At 64.7% G+C, this 15700-nt stretch carries 14 protein-coding genes; 4 read left to right on the top strand and 10 right to left on the bottom strand.

All coding sequences use genetic code 11. The features are described 5' to 3' along the window. Positions 1-3: 3 nt before the first annotated feature. Both ACU0AG_RS07930 and ACU0AG_RS07925 read right to left on the bottom strand, forming a co-directional pair. The gene (locus tag ACU0AG_RS07930) at positions 4-486 is read right to left on the bottom strand and encodes a DUF805 domain-containing protein (protein WP_482781726.1); all 483 of its coding nucleotides are present in this window, start codon (positions 484-486) and stop codon (positions 4-6) included. A gap of 132 nt (positions 487-618) precedes the next feature. After that, positions 619-3213 carry a TonB-dependent receptor gene (locus tag ACU0AG_RS07925; protein WP_482781725.1) on the bottom strand — a complete coding sequence of 865 codons (2595 nt, stop codon included), beginning with the start codon at positions 3211-3213 and terminating at the stop codon, positions 619-621. Positions 3214-3629: 416 nt separating this feature from the next. Between ACU0AG_RS07925 and typA the strand changes: the two genes are divergently transcribed. The 4 genes from typA to ACU0AG_RS07905 all read left to right on the top strand — a co-directional run bounded on the left by typA (position 3630) and on the right by ACU0AG_RS07905 (position 8282). Then, positions 3630-5462, top strand: a complete 1833-nt coding sequence (typA, locus tag ACU0AG_RS07920) for a translational GTPase TypA (protein ID WP_482781724.1) — start codon at positions 3630-3632, stop codon at positions 5460-5462. Between the two features lie 71 nt (positions 5463-5533). Next, positions 5534-7009, top strand: coding sequence for a sodium/proline symporter PutP (putP, locus tag ACU0AG_RS07915; RefSeq protein ID WP_482781723.1), 1476 nt, complete (start codon positions 5534-5536; stop codon positions 7007-7009). Further along, the gene (locus ACU0AG_RS07910; RefSeq protein WP_482781722.1) at positions 7006-7398 is read left to right on the top strand and encodes a VOC family protein; all 393 of its coding nucleotides are present in this window, start codon (positions 7006-7008) and stop codon (positions 7396-7398) included. Before putP ends, ACU0AG_RS07910 begins: the two co-directional genes overlap by 4 nt. A 125-nt stretch (positions 7399-7523) precedes the next feature. Beyond that, positions 7524-8282, top strand: a complete 759-nt coding sequence (locus tag ACU0AG_RS07905; RefSeq protein ID WP_482781721.1) for an extensin family protein — start codon at positions 7524-7526, stop codon at positions 8280-8282. Between the two features lie 90 nt (positions 8283-8372). Here the strand turns inward: ACU0AG_RS07905 and ACU0AG_RS07900 are convergent, their stop codons facing one another. From ACU0AG_RS07900 to ACU0AG_RS07865, 8 genes are all read right to left on the bottom strand, one after another. Beyond that, the gene (locus ACU0AG_RS07900; RefSeq protein ID WP_482781720.1) at positions 8373-8993 is read right to left on the bottom strand and encodes a response regulator transcription factor; all 621 of its coding nucleotides are present in this window, start codon (positions 8991-8993) and stop codon (positions 8373-8375) included. Between the two features lie 144 nt (positions 8994-9137). After that, complete coding sequence (locus tag ACU0AG_RS07895; protein WP_482781719.1) at positions 9138-9884, bottom strand: proteasome-type protease; 747 nt, start codon at positions 9882-9884, stop codon at positions 9138-9140. An 87-nt stretch (positions 9885-9971) separates the two neighbouring features. Beyond that, positions 9972-10820, bottom strand: coding sequence for a transglutaminase family protein (locus ACU0AG_RS07890; RefSeq protein ID WP_482781864.1), 849 nt, complete (start codon positions 10818-10820; stop codon positions 9972-9974). Positions 10821-10825: 5 nt separating this feature from the next. After that, a complete protein-coding gene (locus ACU0AG_RS07885) occupies positions 10826-11770 on the bottom strand; it encodes an alpha-E domain-containing protein (RefSeq protein ID WP_482781718.1) in 945 nt (314 codons plus the stop codon). Positions 11771-11926: 156 nt separating this feature from the next. After that, positions 11927-13357 carry a circularly permuted type 2 ATP-grasp protein gene (locus ACU0AG_RS07880; protein WP_482781717.1) on the bottom strand — a complete coding sequence of 477 codons (1431 nt, stop codon included), beginning with the start codon at positions 13355-13357 and terminating at the stop codon, positions 11927-11929. Positions 13358-13463: 106 nt separating this feature from the next. Continuing rightward, positions 13464-14297 carry an esterase/lipase family protein gene (locus ACU0AG_RS07875; RefSeq protein WP_482781716.1) on the bottom strand — a complete coding sequence of 278 codons (834 nt, stop codon included), beginning with the start codon at positions 14295-14297 and terminating at the stop codon, positions 13464-13466. Positions 14298-14377: 80 nt separating this feature from the next. Beyond that, positions 14378-14911, bottom strand: coding sequence for a DUF3617 domain-containing protein (locus ACU0AG_RS07870; RefSeq protein WP_482781715.1), 534 nt, complete (start codon positions 14909-14911; stop codon positions 14378-14380). 105 nt (positions 14912-15016) lie between these two features. Then, positions 15017-15688 (bottom strand): hypothetical protein, encoded by a 672-nt coding sequence (locus ACU0AG_RS07865; RefSeq protein WP_482781714.1) that lies wholly within the window; start codon positions 15686-15688, stop codon positions 15017-15019. Positions 15689-15700: the final 12 nt, after the last annotated feature.

Genomic DNA, 15700 nt, shown 5'->3' with positions numbered 1-15700 from the left:
AGCCTATGCGAAAACGTCTTCGGCGTAGGGGTCCTTGGGATCGGCGCCAAAGCGGTTGCTGCCCGGCGTGCCCGGCAGAACCATGAACACCAGCAGCGCGATGCTGGCGAGGAAGCCGACCAGCGGAATGATCCCCGCCACCGTCAGACCGAGATACCACCAACCCGACATGTCGCGATCGTGGAAACGGCGCACCGTCACCGCAATCGAAGGCAGAAAGGCGACCAGCGCGTAGAGCGCATAGATGCCCAGGCCGACCATCGACAGGATGCCCCCGCCACCTTCGAACATCGCTGCCATCGCCGCTTCCTGCGCCATCGGATCGCCGGCATTGGCAATGCTGGCCCCCATCAAGGTCACGAAAAACGGCCCGGCGAGAACCAGTGCGACCAGCAGATTGAGGAGCTGGAACATCCAGAACTCCTTGCGCCGCGATCGGCCTTCAAAATCGACATACCGTTTGAACGGCAAAATCATCCATTCCATGTGCGTGATCCCCCTCAAGCAATTGCGCTTTCAACGCCTTCACAAGGCACCATAATTGCCGCGCCAAGGCAAATGAAAAAGGCCCCGCGCATTGCTGCGCGAGGCCCTTTTCCCGGTTGCCGGAGCGTCCGCTTAGAAGCGGAAGCGCGCCAGAGCGCCGTAGGTGCGCGGCTGGTTCGGGTAGCCCGAAACCGTGCCGGCCTGCGCAACGCCGTCGAACACCGTGATGATGTACTGGTCGTCAAGCAGGTTGCGCGCCCAGATGCCGAGTTCCAGACCGTTTTCCATCTGGAAGATCATCGAGCCGTTCACGAGGTTCACTTCACGCTGGAAGATCCGCGGATCGCGGCGCGCACCGATCGGTCCGTTGAAGGCCGGCAGACCGTTGTTGATCGCGGTGTTGCTTTCGTGGGAATAATCGAGACGCGTCACCAGCTTGTTGCCGCTGCCGGCGAATTCGTGGGTGTAGGTCGCCGAGGTAGCGAGGCTCCACGAAGGAATGCCGCCCGGACGCTGGCCCGACAGGTCACCCACCGGGCTGGCGGTGAAGCTGTCATACAGCGCATCGAGATGGGTCGCAGCAAAGGTGAACACCAGACCATCGGTCGGGTTGATCGTGGCATCGAGTTCGAAGCCGCGCACCGACTGCTCACCGGCGTTGTTCAGCTGGAAGCCGGTGCCGGTGAACAGGAAGCTCTGGAAGCCCTGAATGGTCTGGTCGAACAGCGCGAGGTTGAAGCCGAAGCCCGGCCACTGCGCCTTGAGGCCCAGTTCATAGACTTCCGCTTCTTCCGGTCCGGCAAAACGCGAACCGGTATTGAGGTTGGCCACGCCCAGCCCGGCATTGGTGATCGGCGAGGCAGGCGCCGCGAACGACGAACGGCCCGGACCCGGAATGTAATCGCCGAACACCGGACGGCTATCGCGCGACAGGTTGATCGAGCTTGCCTTGAAGCCGGTGGCGTAGCTGGCGTAGATGTTGACTTCGTTCGAGATCTGGTACGCGGCGCGCAGCAGATAGGTGAACTGGTCATCCGCAGTCCGGCCCGGCTCGACCGCGTTCGGAATGGTCAAGAACGGCGGCTGGAACTGGAACGGGGTGAGGCCGAGCAGCGGGTTGCAGGTCCCCGCCACGCTCGTCGGAGTGCACGGGTTGGTTGCGACGGCAAGCAAGCCCTGCTGCACCGCGCCGGGCAGAGCCTGGAACTGCGCACGGGTGAAGACATCGGGGATGCCCGGATTCTGCAAGGTCGCACCGGTGATGAAGGCATCCACCAGGTTGGTGTTCGACAGCTCGTCGAACGACTGCTGGGCAAGCGCGAAACGCTTGCTGTCGTCGGTGTAGTTGAACCCGGCGGTGAACACGAGGCCGTCAACCGGCTCGAAATCCACGGTGCCGAACACCGACCATGCCTCGTTCGACATCGAGAACTGTTCGGCGGTCAGCGGGCCGGCCGAGAAGATCGAGCCCTGCGGGAAGCCGAGCGCGGCTTCAACGCCGTTGAACACGTTCGGGTTGCCCGCCAGCAGGCTGAAGAACGGACGCGCATCGGCACCGGACGTCAGGCGGCTATCCTGCGAAATCTTCTCGTCGAAGTAGAAACCGCCGAGCAGGAAGTTGATCGGACCATCGAAATCCGAGGTGACCCGGAATTCCTGGGTGAAGGTCTTGACCTCCTGGTCGCGGGTTTCGGACACCACGTCGGCGCTGGTGAAGTCGACATCCTGATCGAGGAAGTTCTTCAGTTCGCGATAGGCGGTGATCGAGGTGAAGGTCAGCGCACCGGTGCTCCAGTCAGCCTGAACCGAGCCGCCGTAGTTGTCGACGGTGTTGCGCGGCACCTGGCTGAGGAAGGTTTCGTAGCTGAAGAAATCGGTATCCAGCGCACCGCCCACGGCGAAGACTGCGGGCGCGCTGGGGCCGGCCACGAGGGTCGAGACCTGACAGCACACTTCGTCGATCTTGCCGTAATCGGCGATCATGCGGATCTTGAAGTCCGCCGTCGGCTCGATCAGCAACTGACCGCGCGCGGTCCAGCGGTTGCGGTCCGACAGGTCTTCGTCGAGGTTGACGATCGTGGCATAACCATCGCGGCGGTTGTAGCTGCCGTCGAGCGAGAAGGCGACGTTTTCGCTGATCGGGCCGGTCACTTCACCCTTGAGGATGAAGGCGTTGTAATTGCCGTAGCTGGCTTCGACCATGCCGCCGAATTCATACTGCGGCTCCTTGGTGACGACCGAGATCACACCGGCCGAAGCGTTCTTGCCGAACAGGGTCGATTGCGGCCCGTTCAGCACTTCGATGCGGCTGACCATGTTGAGGTCGGACAGGGCGGCAGCCGAGCGCGAACGGAACACGCCGACCGAAGGCTCGATCCCGAAGTTGTTGTCGCCGTTGCCGAAGCCGCGGATGATGAAAGTGGTGGCCGATGCGTTCTGCAGCTGGCTGACGCGCAGCGAGGGCGTGACGGTCTGGAGATCGAGCACGTCGCGGATCTGGGCGTTTTCAAGCGTCTCGCCGCTGGTCACCGACACCGAGATCGGGGTTTCCTGCAGCGTCTGCTCGCGCTTGGACGCGGTGACGATGATGACGTTGCTGCTTTCCGGCGCTTCGGGCTCTTCGTCCTGGGCGAAGGCCACGCCCGGAGTAGCCAGCGCGAAAGCGGCCGCCCCTGCCAGCAGGGTGAATCGGTACGTGCCGGCAGTGCCGGTCATGGTCGAACGCATGAAAGCTCCTCTCCTACAATCCCGCGACCCCGGCGCCAGTGCTGGCCCGCATCTTCGGATGCGGTCTCTCCCGTGGTCGAACAGGGCGAGTGATAAGCCAGTGTTGCGCCAGCCACAAGCCGCAGACCCCCGCTTTTCCCGGCGCTGAAGGCGAAATGTTGCGCAAGAGTCACACAGGCAAACCCTTGTTGCGACGCTCTGCACAGCCTCGAAGCTTGCCCCGCAGCCCCGCCCCTGCTAGGCGGCGCGCCGATGTTGCAACGCAGCACATCGCGCACCTGCGGCCCATGCCGTAGCGTCGCGGTCTGTCGCTAATCCGCCACGAACACCACCTAAGGCTCCGCGCTCACGGCGCGCTGCCCCTGCCCCATGTCCCGGACACCACCATGTCCGGCTTTTCACCGGAAGTTTCCCGAATGTCGTCCGCCCTCCGAAATATCGCGATCATCGCCCACGTTGACCACGGCAAGACCACGCTGGTCGACCAGTTGTTCCGCCAGTCGGGCACCTTCCGCGACAACCAGCGGGTGGAAGAACGCGCGATGGATTCGGGTGATCTCGAAAAGGAACGCGGGATCACCATTCTCGCCAAGTGCACCAGCGTCGAATGGGAGCATGACGGCCAGACCACGCGCATCAACATCGTCGATACCCCCGGCCACGCCGACTTCGGCGCCGAGGTGGAGCGCATTCTCAGCATGGTCGATGGCGTGATCCTGCTGGTCGACAGCGCGGAAGGCGCGATGCCGCAGACCAAGTTCGTCACCGGCAAGGCGCTGGCGCTGGGTTTGAAGCCGATCGTCGTCGTCAACAAGATCGACCGCCCCGATGGCCGCCCGCAGGAAGTGCTCGACGAGGTGTTCGACCTGTTCGTCAGCCTCGATGCCAATGACGAACAGCTCGATTTTCCCGTGCTCTACGCTTCGGGACGCGAAGGCTATGCCAGCGAGGATGCCGACGCCCGCAGCGGCACGCTCGCGCCGCTGTTCAACAAGGTGATCGAGCACGTGCCCGCCCCCGGCCTTGATCCGGATGCCAAGTTTGCCTTCCTCGCCACGCTGCTTGACCGCGACAACTTCATGGGCCGCGTGCTGACGGGCCGCGTGCAATCGGGCACGATCCGCGTCAACGATCCGATCCACGCCATCGACATGGACGGCAAGGTGATCGAAACCGGCCGCGCCACCAAGCTGATGAGCTTTGACGGGCTGGAGCGCGTCCCCGTGGACATCGCCCGTGCGGGCGACATCATCGCGCTCGCAGGGCTGGAAAAGGCCACGGTGGCCAACACCATCTGCGATCCCAGCGTAACCGATCCGATCGCCGCCCAGCCGATCGACCCGCCGACCCTGGCGATGCGCTTTTCGGTCAATGACAGCCCGCTGGCCGGGCGCGAGGGCAGCAAGGTGACCAGCCGCATGATCCGCGACCGCCTGCTGCGCGAAGCGGAAACCAACGTCGCGATCCGCGTCACCGAAAGCGAGGACAAGGACAGCTTCGAAGTCGCCGGGCGCGGCGAATTGCAGCTCGGCGTGCTGATCGAAACCATGCGCCGCGAAGGCTTCGAACTCGGCATCAGCCGCCCGCGTGTGCTGTTCCGCGAAGAGAACGGCAAGCGGACCGAGCCTTACGAAACCGTCGTGATCGATGTCGATGACGAGCACTCGGGCACGGTCGTCGAGAAGATGCAGCGCCGCAAGGCCGATCTGGTGGAAATGCGCCCGTCCGGCCTCGGCAAGACCCGCATCACCTTCTCGGCCCCGTCGCGCGGGTTGATCGGTTACCACGGCGAATTCCTGTCCGACACGCGCGGCACCGGGATCATGAACCGATTGTTCGAAAAGTATGATGCTTACAAGGGCCCGATCGAAGGCCGGATCAACGGCGTGCTGATCTCCAACGGCGATGGCGAGGCGGTGGCCTATGCCCTCAACTCGCTGGAAGAGCGCGGCACCCTGTTCATCAGTCCGCAGATGAAGGTCTATGAAGGCATGGTGATCGGCGAGAACGCCAAGCCCGACGATCTCGAAGTCAATCCGCTCAAGGCCAAGCAGCTCACCAACATCCGTTCCAGCGGCAAGGATGACGCGATCCGCCTCACCCCGCCGCGCCGCATGAGCCTCGAACAGGCCATCGCCTATATCGACGATGATGAAATGGTCGAGGTGACGCCGCAGTCGATCCGCCTGCGCAAGGCCCTGCTGTGCCCGCACGAGCGCAAGAAGGCGAAGCGCAAGAAGGACGATTGATCCCAAGCTGACGGGAAAAACTCCCCGCCAGCGGTGGCCAATGGGCGCGAGGGTTGTTACCCCTCGCGGCCATGAATGCTTACACCCTCGCATCGCTTGCCGCCTATTTCGCCCTGATGCTCGCCATCGGGCTTTATGCCTGGCGCAAATCGACCGGTGACAGCGCGGGATACCTGCTGGCCGGGCGCAATCTTCCACCATCGGTAGCGGCGCTTTCGGCGGGCGCGTCGGACATGTCGGGCTGGCTGCTGCTGGGCCTGCCCGGCGCGCTTTATGCCAGCGGGCTGGTGGAGGCGTGGATCGCCATCGGCCTGACGGTGGGCGCGGCGGTCAACTGGATCGTGGTCGCACCGCGCCTGCGCGATCAGACCGAACGCATCGGCAATGCGCTGACGATCCCGCAATTCCTCGCCAACCGCTTTCCCGAAAGCGGCACCGTGCTGCGGGTGACGTCGGCGGTGATCATTGTCGCCTTCTTCACGGTCTATACCGCATCGGGCATGGTCGGCGGGGGCAAGCTGTTCGTGACCGCTTTTGCCGGAATGCTGCCCGATACGGGCCTGTCCGATTACATGCTCGGCATCGTCATCACCGCGGGCATCGTGCTGGTCTACACCATGATCGGCGGCTTTCTGGCGGTAAGCCTCACCGATTTCGTGCAGGGGCTGATCATGATGGTCGCGCTGGTGATCATGCCGCTGGTGATCATGTTCGGCCCCGGCGGCAGCGCGGGCGGCAGCATCGCCGCCGTGCCGCAGGAAGGCTTCCTCAGCCTGACGCAAGGGGCAACGCTGATCGGGGTGATCAGCGCGGTGACATGGGGTCTGGGCTATTTCGGGCAGCCGCACATCATCGTGCGCTTCATGGCGATCGACCGGGTGGAGAATGTCCGTCGCGCCGGGATCATCGGCATGGGCTGGATGGTGATCTCGCTCGCCGGTGCGGTGGTCATGGGGCTGGCGGGCCGCGCCTATGTCGAGCGCAACGGGCTGGTGGTGGACGATCCCGAAACGATCTTCATCGTGCTCGCCAACCTGCTGTTCCACCCCGCCGTGACCGGATTTCTCTACGCCGCGCTGCTGGCGGCGATCATGAGCACGATTTCATCGCAGCTGCTGGTGTCCTCCTCCTCGCTGACCGAGGATTTCTACCGCCTGTTCCTGCGCCGCAATGCGTCCGAGCGCGAGGCGGTGAATATCGGGCGGGTGAGCGTTGCGCTGGTGGCGGCAGCGGGGATGGTGATTGCCGCCGATCCGGAAAGCCAGGTGCTGGGCCTCGTCGCCAATGCATGGGCAGGCTTCGGCGCGGCTTTCGGCCCGCTGATTCTGCTGGCGCTGACATGGCCGGGCATGACCGGTGCAGGCGCAGTGGCCGGCATGGTGACCGGCGCAGGCGTTGTGGCAGGCTGGATCGCGCTGGGCTGGAACAAGGCGCTGCTGGGCGGCCCCGGCCTCTACGAGATCGTCCCCGGCTTTGCCGCGGCGCTGGTCGCGATCATCATCGTCAGCGCCCTCACCCGCCGCCCCGCCAACGCTGCCGCGGCATGAGCACCGGCAGCACAACACCCCGCGTGACCGGCCTTGGCGGGGTGTTCTACGTCGTCAAGGATCCGGCCGCGACCCGCGCATGGTATCGCGAGGTGCTGGGCATCGATGGCGAGTATGGCCCGCAAATGGCCTGGGCTGACGAGCCGCGCACCCATCCCTATTCGCTGATCAGCCACTTCGCCGATCACGACTACATCAATCCCGGCACCGGCGGCTTCATGATCAACCTCAGGGTCGATGACCTCGACGGATTTGTTGCCATGCTTAAGGCCAAGGGCATCGCAATTCTGGGCGAGGCCGACGAGGGTTACGGCAAGTTCGCATGGCTGCTCGATCCCGATGGTGTGAAAATCGAATTGTGGGAACAGGTTGACGACACCCCGGCATGATTTTGCCGCAGGCTGTGCCGGCACAGCGGTCACATTCGGGTAACCTTACGGAGTAACCGTGCAAGGTTTCATTAACCCAAACCTTTCCGGATGGGTTAACTATCGCTGCGGCATAGTCCGTAGCCATGGACAGACTCATCCCCTTGCGCGCCGGTTTTGTGCTGGCGAGTGCTCTGGCTCTGGCGGGCTGCGGCTCGCTGATCCCCGGCGGTAATGGCGGCGCGGCACCCGGTGCGGCAAGCAGCGCCGGCAAATCCTTGCCGGGCCCGATCGCCCGCGCTCCGGCACGTCCGGCGACCAGCGTCAGCTCGGCCCCGCAGAGCTTTGCGCCGCGTCCCGAAGACCGCAGCTGCCTGTCCGATCTCGGTGCGAGCGGCGCGCGGTTCAACCCGCTGCCCGACAGCTATGCCGCGCCGGGGTGCAACAAGCTGGGCACAGTGCAGCTGATGGCGCTGGCGGGCGACCGTGCACCGCTCAGCGTCAGCAATCTCGGGCCGGTGCGCTGCGGCACGGCCAAGGCCTTTGGCGACTGGGCGCGCTTCGGCGTTGATCGCGCCGCGCGCCAGCTGCTCGGCAGTCCGGTCGCGCAGATCGAGACGATGGGCAGCTACAATTGCCGCAATGTCGCAGGCACCGAAGTGCGTTCCGCCCATGCCCGCGCCGATGCGATCGACGTTTCGGGCTTCGTGCTGGCTGACGGACGCCGGATCGTGCTGAAGCGCGACTGGCAGGGCGGCGATGCTGCGACACGGGAGTTTTTGCGGGTGGTGCAGAAAAGCGCGTGCAAGCGTTTCGGCACCGTGCTCGGCCCGGAATACAACGCCGCGCACGAAGATCACTTCCACCTCGAAGACGGCGGCAGCGGCGGCAAGTTCTGCCGCTGAACATGCGGAGGCCCCGGCGCAGTCACAAGGACGCGCCAGGGCCGCCAGGGGGTTGGACCATTATCGCGGTGAGGGCCAGAGCCTCGCGGGTTACGCGGACATCCGCGGTTCCAGCTTGGCTTCCAGCTTCAGCCGCACCGCTTCGGCCGCATGGCGCGCACCCAGTTTGGTCATCATGTTGGCGCGGTGGATCTCCACCGTGCGCGGGCTGATGTCGAGCTCGCGGGCGATGGCCTTGTTGCTGCTGCCTTCGGCCAGCCAGTCGAGCACCTCGCGTTCACGCACCGACAGGGTCGAGATGCGGTCACGCGCTTCGATCATGCGGCGGCGGGCGGCGCCGAACTGTTCGGCCTCTTTCTCGATCCGCATCAGGCAGCGGGTGAAGCGTTCGGGATCGAGCGGCAGGGCGAGGTAATCGAGCGCCCCTGCCTTGATCGCCTCGACGATGCGATTGGGGCGCGGCTGCACATCGACCGCAATCATCGGCAACCAGATGCCCAGCCGGCCCAGCCGGTCGAGGATCATGTCCACCCCGCCTTCTTCGGGCGTATCGCGGGCGATGATGATCCCTTCGCGCGGCGGGTGCACCGCGAGTTCGGACAGATCGCCGTAAACCTCGCTGTGGTGGCCGAGGGAAAAACCGACCCGCGCCAGTTCGGCGCGCTGGCGGCTGCACGAATCGATGAAGTGGAGAGTGGCTTTGCGTGTCATGCCTAAGTGTCTGGAACACTTGGGTCAGGGTTACACGCAAGAGCGCCGCCAATCCGGAGGATTTACCATATCCGGAAAGCATCAATGCCTTGAAAATACCTAGGTAATTCTCTCCAGATCGGAGTTTGATTTTGCCTTACGGATTCACCCGTTATCGGCAAAACGGTAGGGTGGCAGCGAATGGAACGCCGATTTCAGTGCATTGCCCCATCCCGATGAAATCGTGTCGAAATAGGGATCTTCCGCCGTGACGCGGTGTTCGTGGGTCGGCGCGAAGCTGTCTTTGCCGATCACCAGCAGATCGAGCGGCAGGCCGACCGACAGGTTGGCTTTCAGCGTGGAATCGAAACTGACCATCAGCAGCTTCACCGCATCTTCGAAACTCATGCCGCGATCATAGCCGCGGATCAGGATCGGGCGGCCATACTTGGTCTCGCCGATCTGGAAGAACGGGGTGTCCCAGCTCGCTTCGATGAAATTGCCTTCGGGATAGATCATGAACAGGCGCGGCTGCATCCCCGCGATCTGTCCGGCCACGATCATGGTGGCGGTAAAGCGGCCCTTGCCATCGTCACCGTTGACGCGCTGCGCCTCTTCGATGGTGCTGCGCAGCAGGCGCCCGATTTCGGTCGCGACCTGGAACATGGTCGGCCCTTTGAGCAGCGTGTTGTCGCGTTCGGAAGGGGCCTTCGTGCGTTCTTCCAGCTGGCTGATCACCGCCTGCGTGGTGGCAAGGTTGCCCGCCGTCATCACCGCGATCATGCGTTCGCCCGGCACGCTCCAGTGGAACAGCTTGCGGAAGGTGGAGATATTGTCGACGCCCGAATTGGTGCGGGTGTCGCTCATCAGCACCAGCCCCTTTTCCAGCACCATGCCAACGCAATAGGTCATTGTGAAATTCTCTCTCCGCTGGCCGTCTTTCCCGCGCCCTAGCCCGAAGTCGGGGCGGGTGCAAAGGGCGTAGCGCCAGCCGACGGGTTACTGGGTGGACTGGGTCTGCGACTGGGTCTGCGTCGACGGGGGATGGGCCTCCACCGCGACGCCCACGGTCAGCACCTCGTCCGCAGTGCCGGTGCTGATGCCGGTGACCGGCGCGGCCTCGCGGTAATCGCTGCCCGTCGCCACGCGGACATAGCGCGGATCGGGGCAGATGCCATTCGACACATCGAAACCGACCCAGCCCAGCCCTTCGACATGGGCTTCGGCCCAGGCATGGGTGGCTTCCTGTTCGATGCGGTCGTCCATCATCAGATAGCCGCTGACATAGCGCGCCGGAATCCCGCTCGCCCGCGCCGCGCCGATGAAGATGTGGGCGTGGTCCTGACACACGCCATAACCGTGCCCGACCGCTTCCTCGGCAGTGGTCGCGGCGTGGGTGCGGCCGGTTTCATAGGCGATCCGTTCGCGGATCAAGCCCGAAAGCGCATGGAGGAAATCCAGCGGCGCACCATCCACCACCGCCGGAACCTCGCGCAGCAATCCGCGCAGCTTCGTGCCCGGCCGGGTCAGCGGGGTCTGGCGCAGGAAACTCCACAAGGGCAGGTGCCCCGAATGGCGGCCGATCACACCGGCATTGTCCTCGGTCTCGACCGTGCCGGTGCAGGTCACCGTCACCTCGCGCGCGCCGGGGTTCACCCCGATCAGGGTGACGTGATTGAAATGCTGGTCGTCATATTCCAGCTCGGCATGGGCATTGTCGAAGTGCATCTGCCAGTCGATGATGCGCTGACCCTGCGTTTCCTTGGGCCTGAGCCGCAGCCGCTGGAGCGCGTGCACCACCGGTTCGGCAAAGGCGTAGTGGGTGGTGTGCCGGATCGAGAGAGTCAGCTTGCTCATGCGAGGAACCGGTAATCTTCGGCGATCGCCTGACTGATCGCGGCGTTGCGGGCGAGGAAATCGACGAGGAATTCGTGCAGCCCCTGCTCGAAGATCTGGTCGACATTGAGATGGCTGATGCGGGTGTCGGAGTCGCGCATCAGCGCAATCGCCCGCCCCTCCTCGCCGTGCATCCGCGCCAGCGCCGCCACGCATTCGCGCAAGGCATTGCGGCAGAAGGCAAGGCTGCGCGGGAAGCGTTCGTCGAGCACCACGAATTCGACGATCCCGCGCGCCTCGATCTGACCGGCATTGAGCCAGGCATAGACCCGCGCCCCCGCGACCGAGCGCAGCACCTGTTCCCACTGCCCGGTATCGAGGCTGGATCCGACATAAGACAGCGACGGCAGCAGCAGGAAATACTTCATGTCGAGAATGCGCGCCGTGCTGTCGGCGCGTTCGATGAAGGTGCCCGCCCGGCTGAAGTGATAGCCCTCGTCGCGCAGGATCGATCCGTCGAAGGCGCCGTGCACCTGCGTACCGGCGCGCCGGATCGCGGCCAGCACCTCGCCCACCGCATTCTGCCCCACCGGCCGGGCGAGCAGCGCATCGAGCTTCATCCAGTTTTCGTTGACCGCCTCCCACACGTCGGACGAGATGTTGATCCGCGCCGCCCGCGCATTGCTGCGCACCGCGCCGAACATCTGGCGGACATTGCCGGGGTTGGAAGGCCCGCGCAGCACGAAGTTCCAGACCGACAGCCCGTCATAGCCGTCATGCGCGGTCTCGTAGGCATGGCTGAGGCCAAGCGTCGCGATGACCGAGCGCCATTCCGCCTCCGCCGTCACCAGATCGCGGGTCAGCGCCATGCGCAGCGCCGCTTCGAGCAGGCGCGCGGTATTCTCGGCCCGTTCGAGGTAACGGAACATCCAGAACAGGCTGTTGGCGGTGCGGCCTAGCATACTCCCCCTCCCGCTTGCGGGAGGGGGCCGGGGGGTGGGCATGCCCGCAAGCACAGACGCGGCACTTGCCCACCCCTAACCCCGATACCTGCCCCGGTCCACGAGCCGGGGGCAAGCGGGAGGGGAACGTGCGAGAGGCGATTCGTCTGCAGCATCCTAATCCTTCAGCACCCAGGTGTCCTTGGTGCCGCCTCCCTGACTGGAGTTGACCACCAGCGAACCCTTCTTCAGCGCCACCCGCGTGAGGCCTCCCGGCGTGATGTCGATCCCCTCGGGACTGACCAGCACGAAGGGCCTCAAGTCGAGGTGGCGGGGGCTGAGGCCCTTGGATGTGTAGATCGGGCAGGTCGACAGCGCGAGCGTGGGCTGGGCGATGTAGTTTTCGGGCTTGGCGAGCAGTTTCTCGCGGAACGCCGCAATCTCGCGCTTCGACGATGTCGGCCCGATCAGCATGCCATAACCGCCCGATCCGTGCACTTCCTTCACGACCAGTTCGGCGAGATTGTCGAGGACGTAGGCAAGGCTATCCTTGTCCGCACAGCGCCAGGTCTGGACGTTGGGCAGCAAGGGCTTTTCGCCGGTGTAGAACTCGACGATCTCCGGCATGAAGCTGTAGATCGCCTTGTCGTCCGCCACGCCGGTGCCCGGCGCATTGGCGATGGTGATGCCGCCAGCGCGATAGACATCCATGATCCCCGGCACGCCCAGCGCGCTTTCGGGATTGAAAGTCAGCGGATCGAGGAAATCGTCGTCCACCCGGCGATAGAGCACATCGATCGGCTTGTAGCCGCGCGTGGTGCGCATCTGCACGCGCCCCTCGACGACGCGCAGATCGCTCCCCTCGACCAGCTCCGCCCCCATCTGGTCGGCAAGGAAGGCGTGTTCGAAATAGGCCGAGTTGTAGATCCCCGGCGTCAGCACTGCCACGGTCGGTTTGCCGCCGGTGAAGGCGGACGGAACGCAGGCGGCAAGGCTCCGGGCAAGGCGGCGCGGATAGTTCGACACGCTCTCCACCGCCACGCGGCTGAACAGATCGGGGAACATCCCCATCATCGTCTCGCGGTTTTCCAGCATGTAGGAGACGCCCGACGGGGTGCGGGCATTGTCTTCCAGCACGAAAAACTCGTCCGGCCCGGTGCGCACCAGATCGATGCCGACGATATGGGTGTAGATCCCGCCGGGCGGCGTGAAGCCGACCATGTTCGCCAGCCACGCGTCGTTGCCGCGCAGAAACCGTCCGGGCAGGCGCCCCGCGCGCACGATTTCCTGCCGGTGGTAAAGATCATAGAGGAAGGAGTTGAGCGCCCGCACCCGCTGTTCGATCCCGCGCGACAGGCGGCGCCATTCGGCCGCGGTGATGATGCGCGGCACCATATCGAACGGGATCAGGCGTTCCTCGGCCTCGTTCTCGCCATAGACGTTGAAGGTGATGCCGGTGCGGCGGAAGGTGTCATCCGCCTCGCGGTTCTTGCGGCGCATCAGTTCGGGCGGCTGTTCGCCATACCACTTGCAATATTCGGCATAGGCAGGGCGCGTGCGCCCTTCGCTATCGAACATCTCGTCAAACGTGCTGCCTTGCCCCTGCATCGACCCCCGCGAAAAAGCTTAGGAACAAGGGGCAGGTTAGCCGCGCTTTTGCAAAAGGAAAGCGTTTGCTTGGTGCAGCGCAACATTTTTGCGCGCAGGAGCGTGCTCAGCGGGTGATTTCGAGTTCCGCCAGCAGCGTGGAGACCACCTGCGGATCATAGGTAAAGCCCATGTGGGTGCAGCGCACCGCAATCGCGCGGTCACGCTCGCCCGGGCGGCCCGCGGCGCAGCGCGGGGCGATGGCGCCGTCATTGGCGCTCCACAGCGCGACAGTCTCGACCGGCGGCTTGGCGGCGAGATCGGCCTCGACCGGCGGCGCATCGACCGAATGACCGGTGATGAACTGGTAGGCGCGCCAGACATTGTTGGCCCGCGGGCTGCCGGAAAAGGGCGATCCCATGGTGATCACCTTGGCCACGGCATGGGGCTGACGCTTGGCCAGCTCGCGCGCGAACAAGCCGCCGAGGCTCCAGCCGATCAGCACCACAGGGCGCCCCTCGCGGGCGTGAAAATCGAGCAGGCGCGCCTCGACATGGTCGAAGGTTTCGGGCTTCGGCCCCCAGTTGCGGCCCAGCCCCCACCCCTTGGTGACATGGCCGGCCGCCTCCAGCTGGCGCGCCAGATAGCGCATCCGCGCCGGGCGGGTGCCGAAGCCGGGGAGGATCAGGATGGCCTGCGGACTGGCGCTGGCCGGTATGGCGAGCTTGCGGCGCGGGCGGCGCAGCGGTTCGAGCAGGATGTCGGCCTCGCGCAGCATCCGCACCAGCCGCGGCTTGCCGGCCTGATGCTCTGCGGGGATGACCTCGCGGGCCAGCGCCACGCGGCGGGCCAGCTCGCTGGCAGCATAGGCCTGCGCCGCCTCCGCCCGCGCAGCAGCAGCCGCTGCCACCAGCGGAGCGGAGAAACGCGGCAGTTCGGAAACGAAGCGCGGTTGGGCCATGCCCCCTAAACGCACATCGCGCCTGAATGTTCAATGAAGTGTCACGGACGTAACAAATCCGTCACAGACTTTTTCGCCCGTTACTTCGCCGGACAGTCGCCCACCCGTTCATGCTTTGCGGCGAATTTCATCGTGCCTTCGCCCATGCCGTCGAAGTTCATCGCCATGGTTGCGGTGAAATCCGAGGTTGTCGGCGTGGCGGTGCCGGTCATTTCCATCCGCGCATCGCCCTGCGGGGTCTTGCACACCATCACCGCATCCAGATCGCCGCCATCGAGGTTGAAGCGTTCATAGGAACATTCCCCGTTCTGTCCGCGCTTCATCATTTCTTCGAAGCCCTTGTCGACCTCTGCCTGCGTCAGGCAATATTCGGTCGTGGTGGTCATCCCCGCGCCGTGGCCTTCCATTTCGGCGGGCATGCCGGGGATTTCGATGCCGGTCATGGTAATGGTGGCCTTGTAAAACCCGGCTTCGGGCTTCAGCCCGCTGGCCTCGGCCTGCTTCGCCGCCTCTTCAAGGCTGACATCGCCGCTGCCGTCGGCATCGGCGTCACCCCCGCCCGAACAGCCCGCCACCAGCGCCGCGCCAGCCATTGCCATGATCATCCGCTTCATGCTGCCATTCTCCTGTCCGGGGTTTGCCTGAGGCCCGTTATCCGCAGCATATCCTATCACACGGCGCCGCGGGCAGAAAAATGCGCGCCAGCCCGTCACGGGCACTTATTCGGCAACCCAGTTGTAGAGATAATCGGGCACGGCATCGCTGGTGGTCTGGTCGACCCATTTCATGGCATCGACGATCAGCGCGCGTCCCGCCTTGCGGTTGGCGGGCGTGGTGGTGTCGAGCAGGCGGATGGCATCGCCGATGCTCTTTCTCAGCGGCTCGTAGGAATTGCCGACAGTGCTGTTGCTCCAGGCCGCCATCATGTCCTGATAGACCATCGCCCTGACCCCGTTGTTCGATGCCGGCACATCCAGCGCGTAGATCCGCACCATGTGCAGCCGGATTTCGGGATTGGTCGATTGCCACAGGTTGAGTTCCGGCGGCCCCCCGATGATCGCCAGTTGCAGGAACCGCCTGCCATCGGGCAGCAGCGGCCCCACTTTCTGCGGTTTGCCATCAAGCATGACATCGACCGGCGCCGATGCTTGCGACAGCCGCTCGATCAGGGCCTTGCCTTCGTCGGGGATCACGGGGCCGCCATACGCGTTGCGGGTCGCCAGCAGCGCCTTGAGGATTACCGCCGCCTCGTCCGCATCGATGCCGGGTGTGGCGATGCTTTGTGCCAGAGCCTCGGCTGTCGCGCCGCCAAGTGCGGGCGGCGCCTGCTGCGCCCGGGCCGGAACCGCCACCAGCGCCGCAGCGGCAAGCGCCAGACCAATCTGCCTCATTCCCCCAAGCCC

The sequence above is a fragment of the Erythrobacter sp. RANMB8 genome (assembly GCF_056848235.1).
Note: the sequence above shows the minus strand (reverse complement) of the source record. Positions and strands in the feature narration are given on the sequence as shown.

What these genes read in the sequence shown, in the direction of transcription:
- ACU0AG_RS07880 (WP_482781717.1), bottom strand. Translation starts at nt 13,357, where the DNA reads ATGCAGGGGCAAGGCAGCACGTTTGACGAGATGTTCGATAGCGAAGGG.
- typA (WP_482781724.1), top strand. Translation starts at nt 3,630, where the DNA reads ATGTCGTCCGCCCTCCGAAATATCGCGATCATCGCCCACGTTGACCAC.
- ACU0AG_RS07865 (WP_482781714.1), bottom strand. Translation starts at nt 15,688, where the DNA reads ATGAGGCAGATTGGTCTGGCGCTTGCCGCTGCGGCGCTGGTGGCGGTT.
- ACU0AG_RS07925 (WP_482781725.1), bottom strand. Translation starts at nt 3,213, where the DNA reads ATGCGTTCGACCATGACCGGCACTGCCGGCACGTACCGATTCACCCTG.
- ACU0AG_RS07905 (WP_482781721.1), top strand. Translation starts at nt 7,524, where the DNA reads ATGGACAGACTCATCCCCTTGCGCGCCGGTTTTGTGCTGGCGAGTGCT.
- ACU0AG_RS07910 (WP_482781722.1), top strand. Translation starts at nt 7,006, where the DNA reads ATGAGCACCGGCAGCACAACACCCCGCGTGACCGGCCTTGGCGGGGTG.
- putP (WP_482781723.1), top strand. Translation starts at nt 5,534, where the DNA reads ATGAATGCTTACACCCTCGCATCGCTTGCCGCCTATTTCGCCCTGATG.
- ACU0AG_RS07875 (WP_482781716.1), bottom strand. Translation starts at nt 14,297, where the DNA reads ATGGCCCAACCGCGCTTCGTTTCCGAACTGCCGCGTTTCTCCGCTCCG.
- ACU0AG_RS07900 (WP_482781720.1), bottom strand. Translation starts at nt 8,993, where the DNA reads ATGACACGCAAAGCCACTCTCCACTTCATCGATTCGTGCAGCCGCCAG.
- ACU0AG_RS07895 (WP_482781719.1), bottom strand. Translation starts at nt 9,884, where the DNA reads ATGACCTATTGCGTTGGCATGGTGCTGGAAAAGGGGCTGGTGCTGATG.
- ACU0AG_RS07930 (WP_482781726.1), bottom strand. Translation starts at nt 486, where the DNA reads ATGGAATGGATGATTTTGCCGTTCAAACGGTATGTCGATTTTGAAGGC.
- ACU0AG_RS07870 (WP_482781715.1), bottom strand. Translation starts at nt 14,911, where the DNA reads ATGAAGCGGATGATCATGGCAATGGCTGGCGCGGCGCTGGTGGCGGGC.
- ACU0AG_RS07885 (WP_482781718.1), bottom strand. Translation starts at nt 11,770, where the DNA reads ATGCTAGGCCGCACCGCCAACAGCCTGTTCTGGATGTTCCGTTACCTC.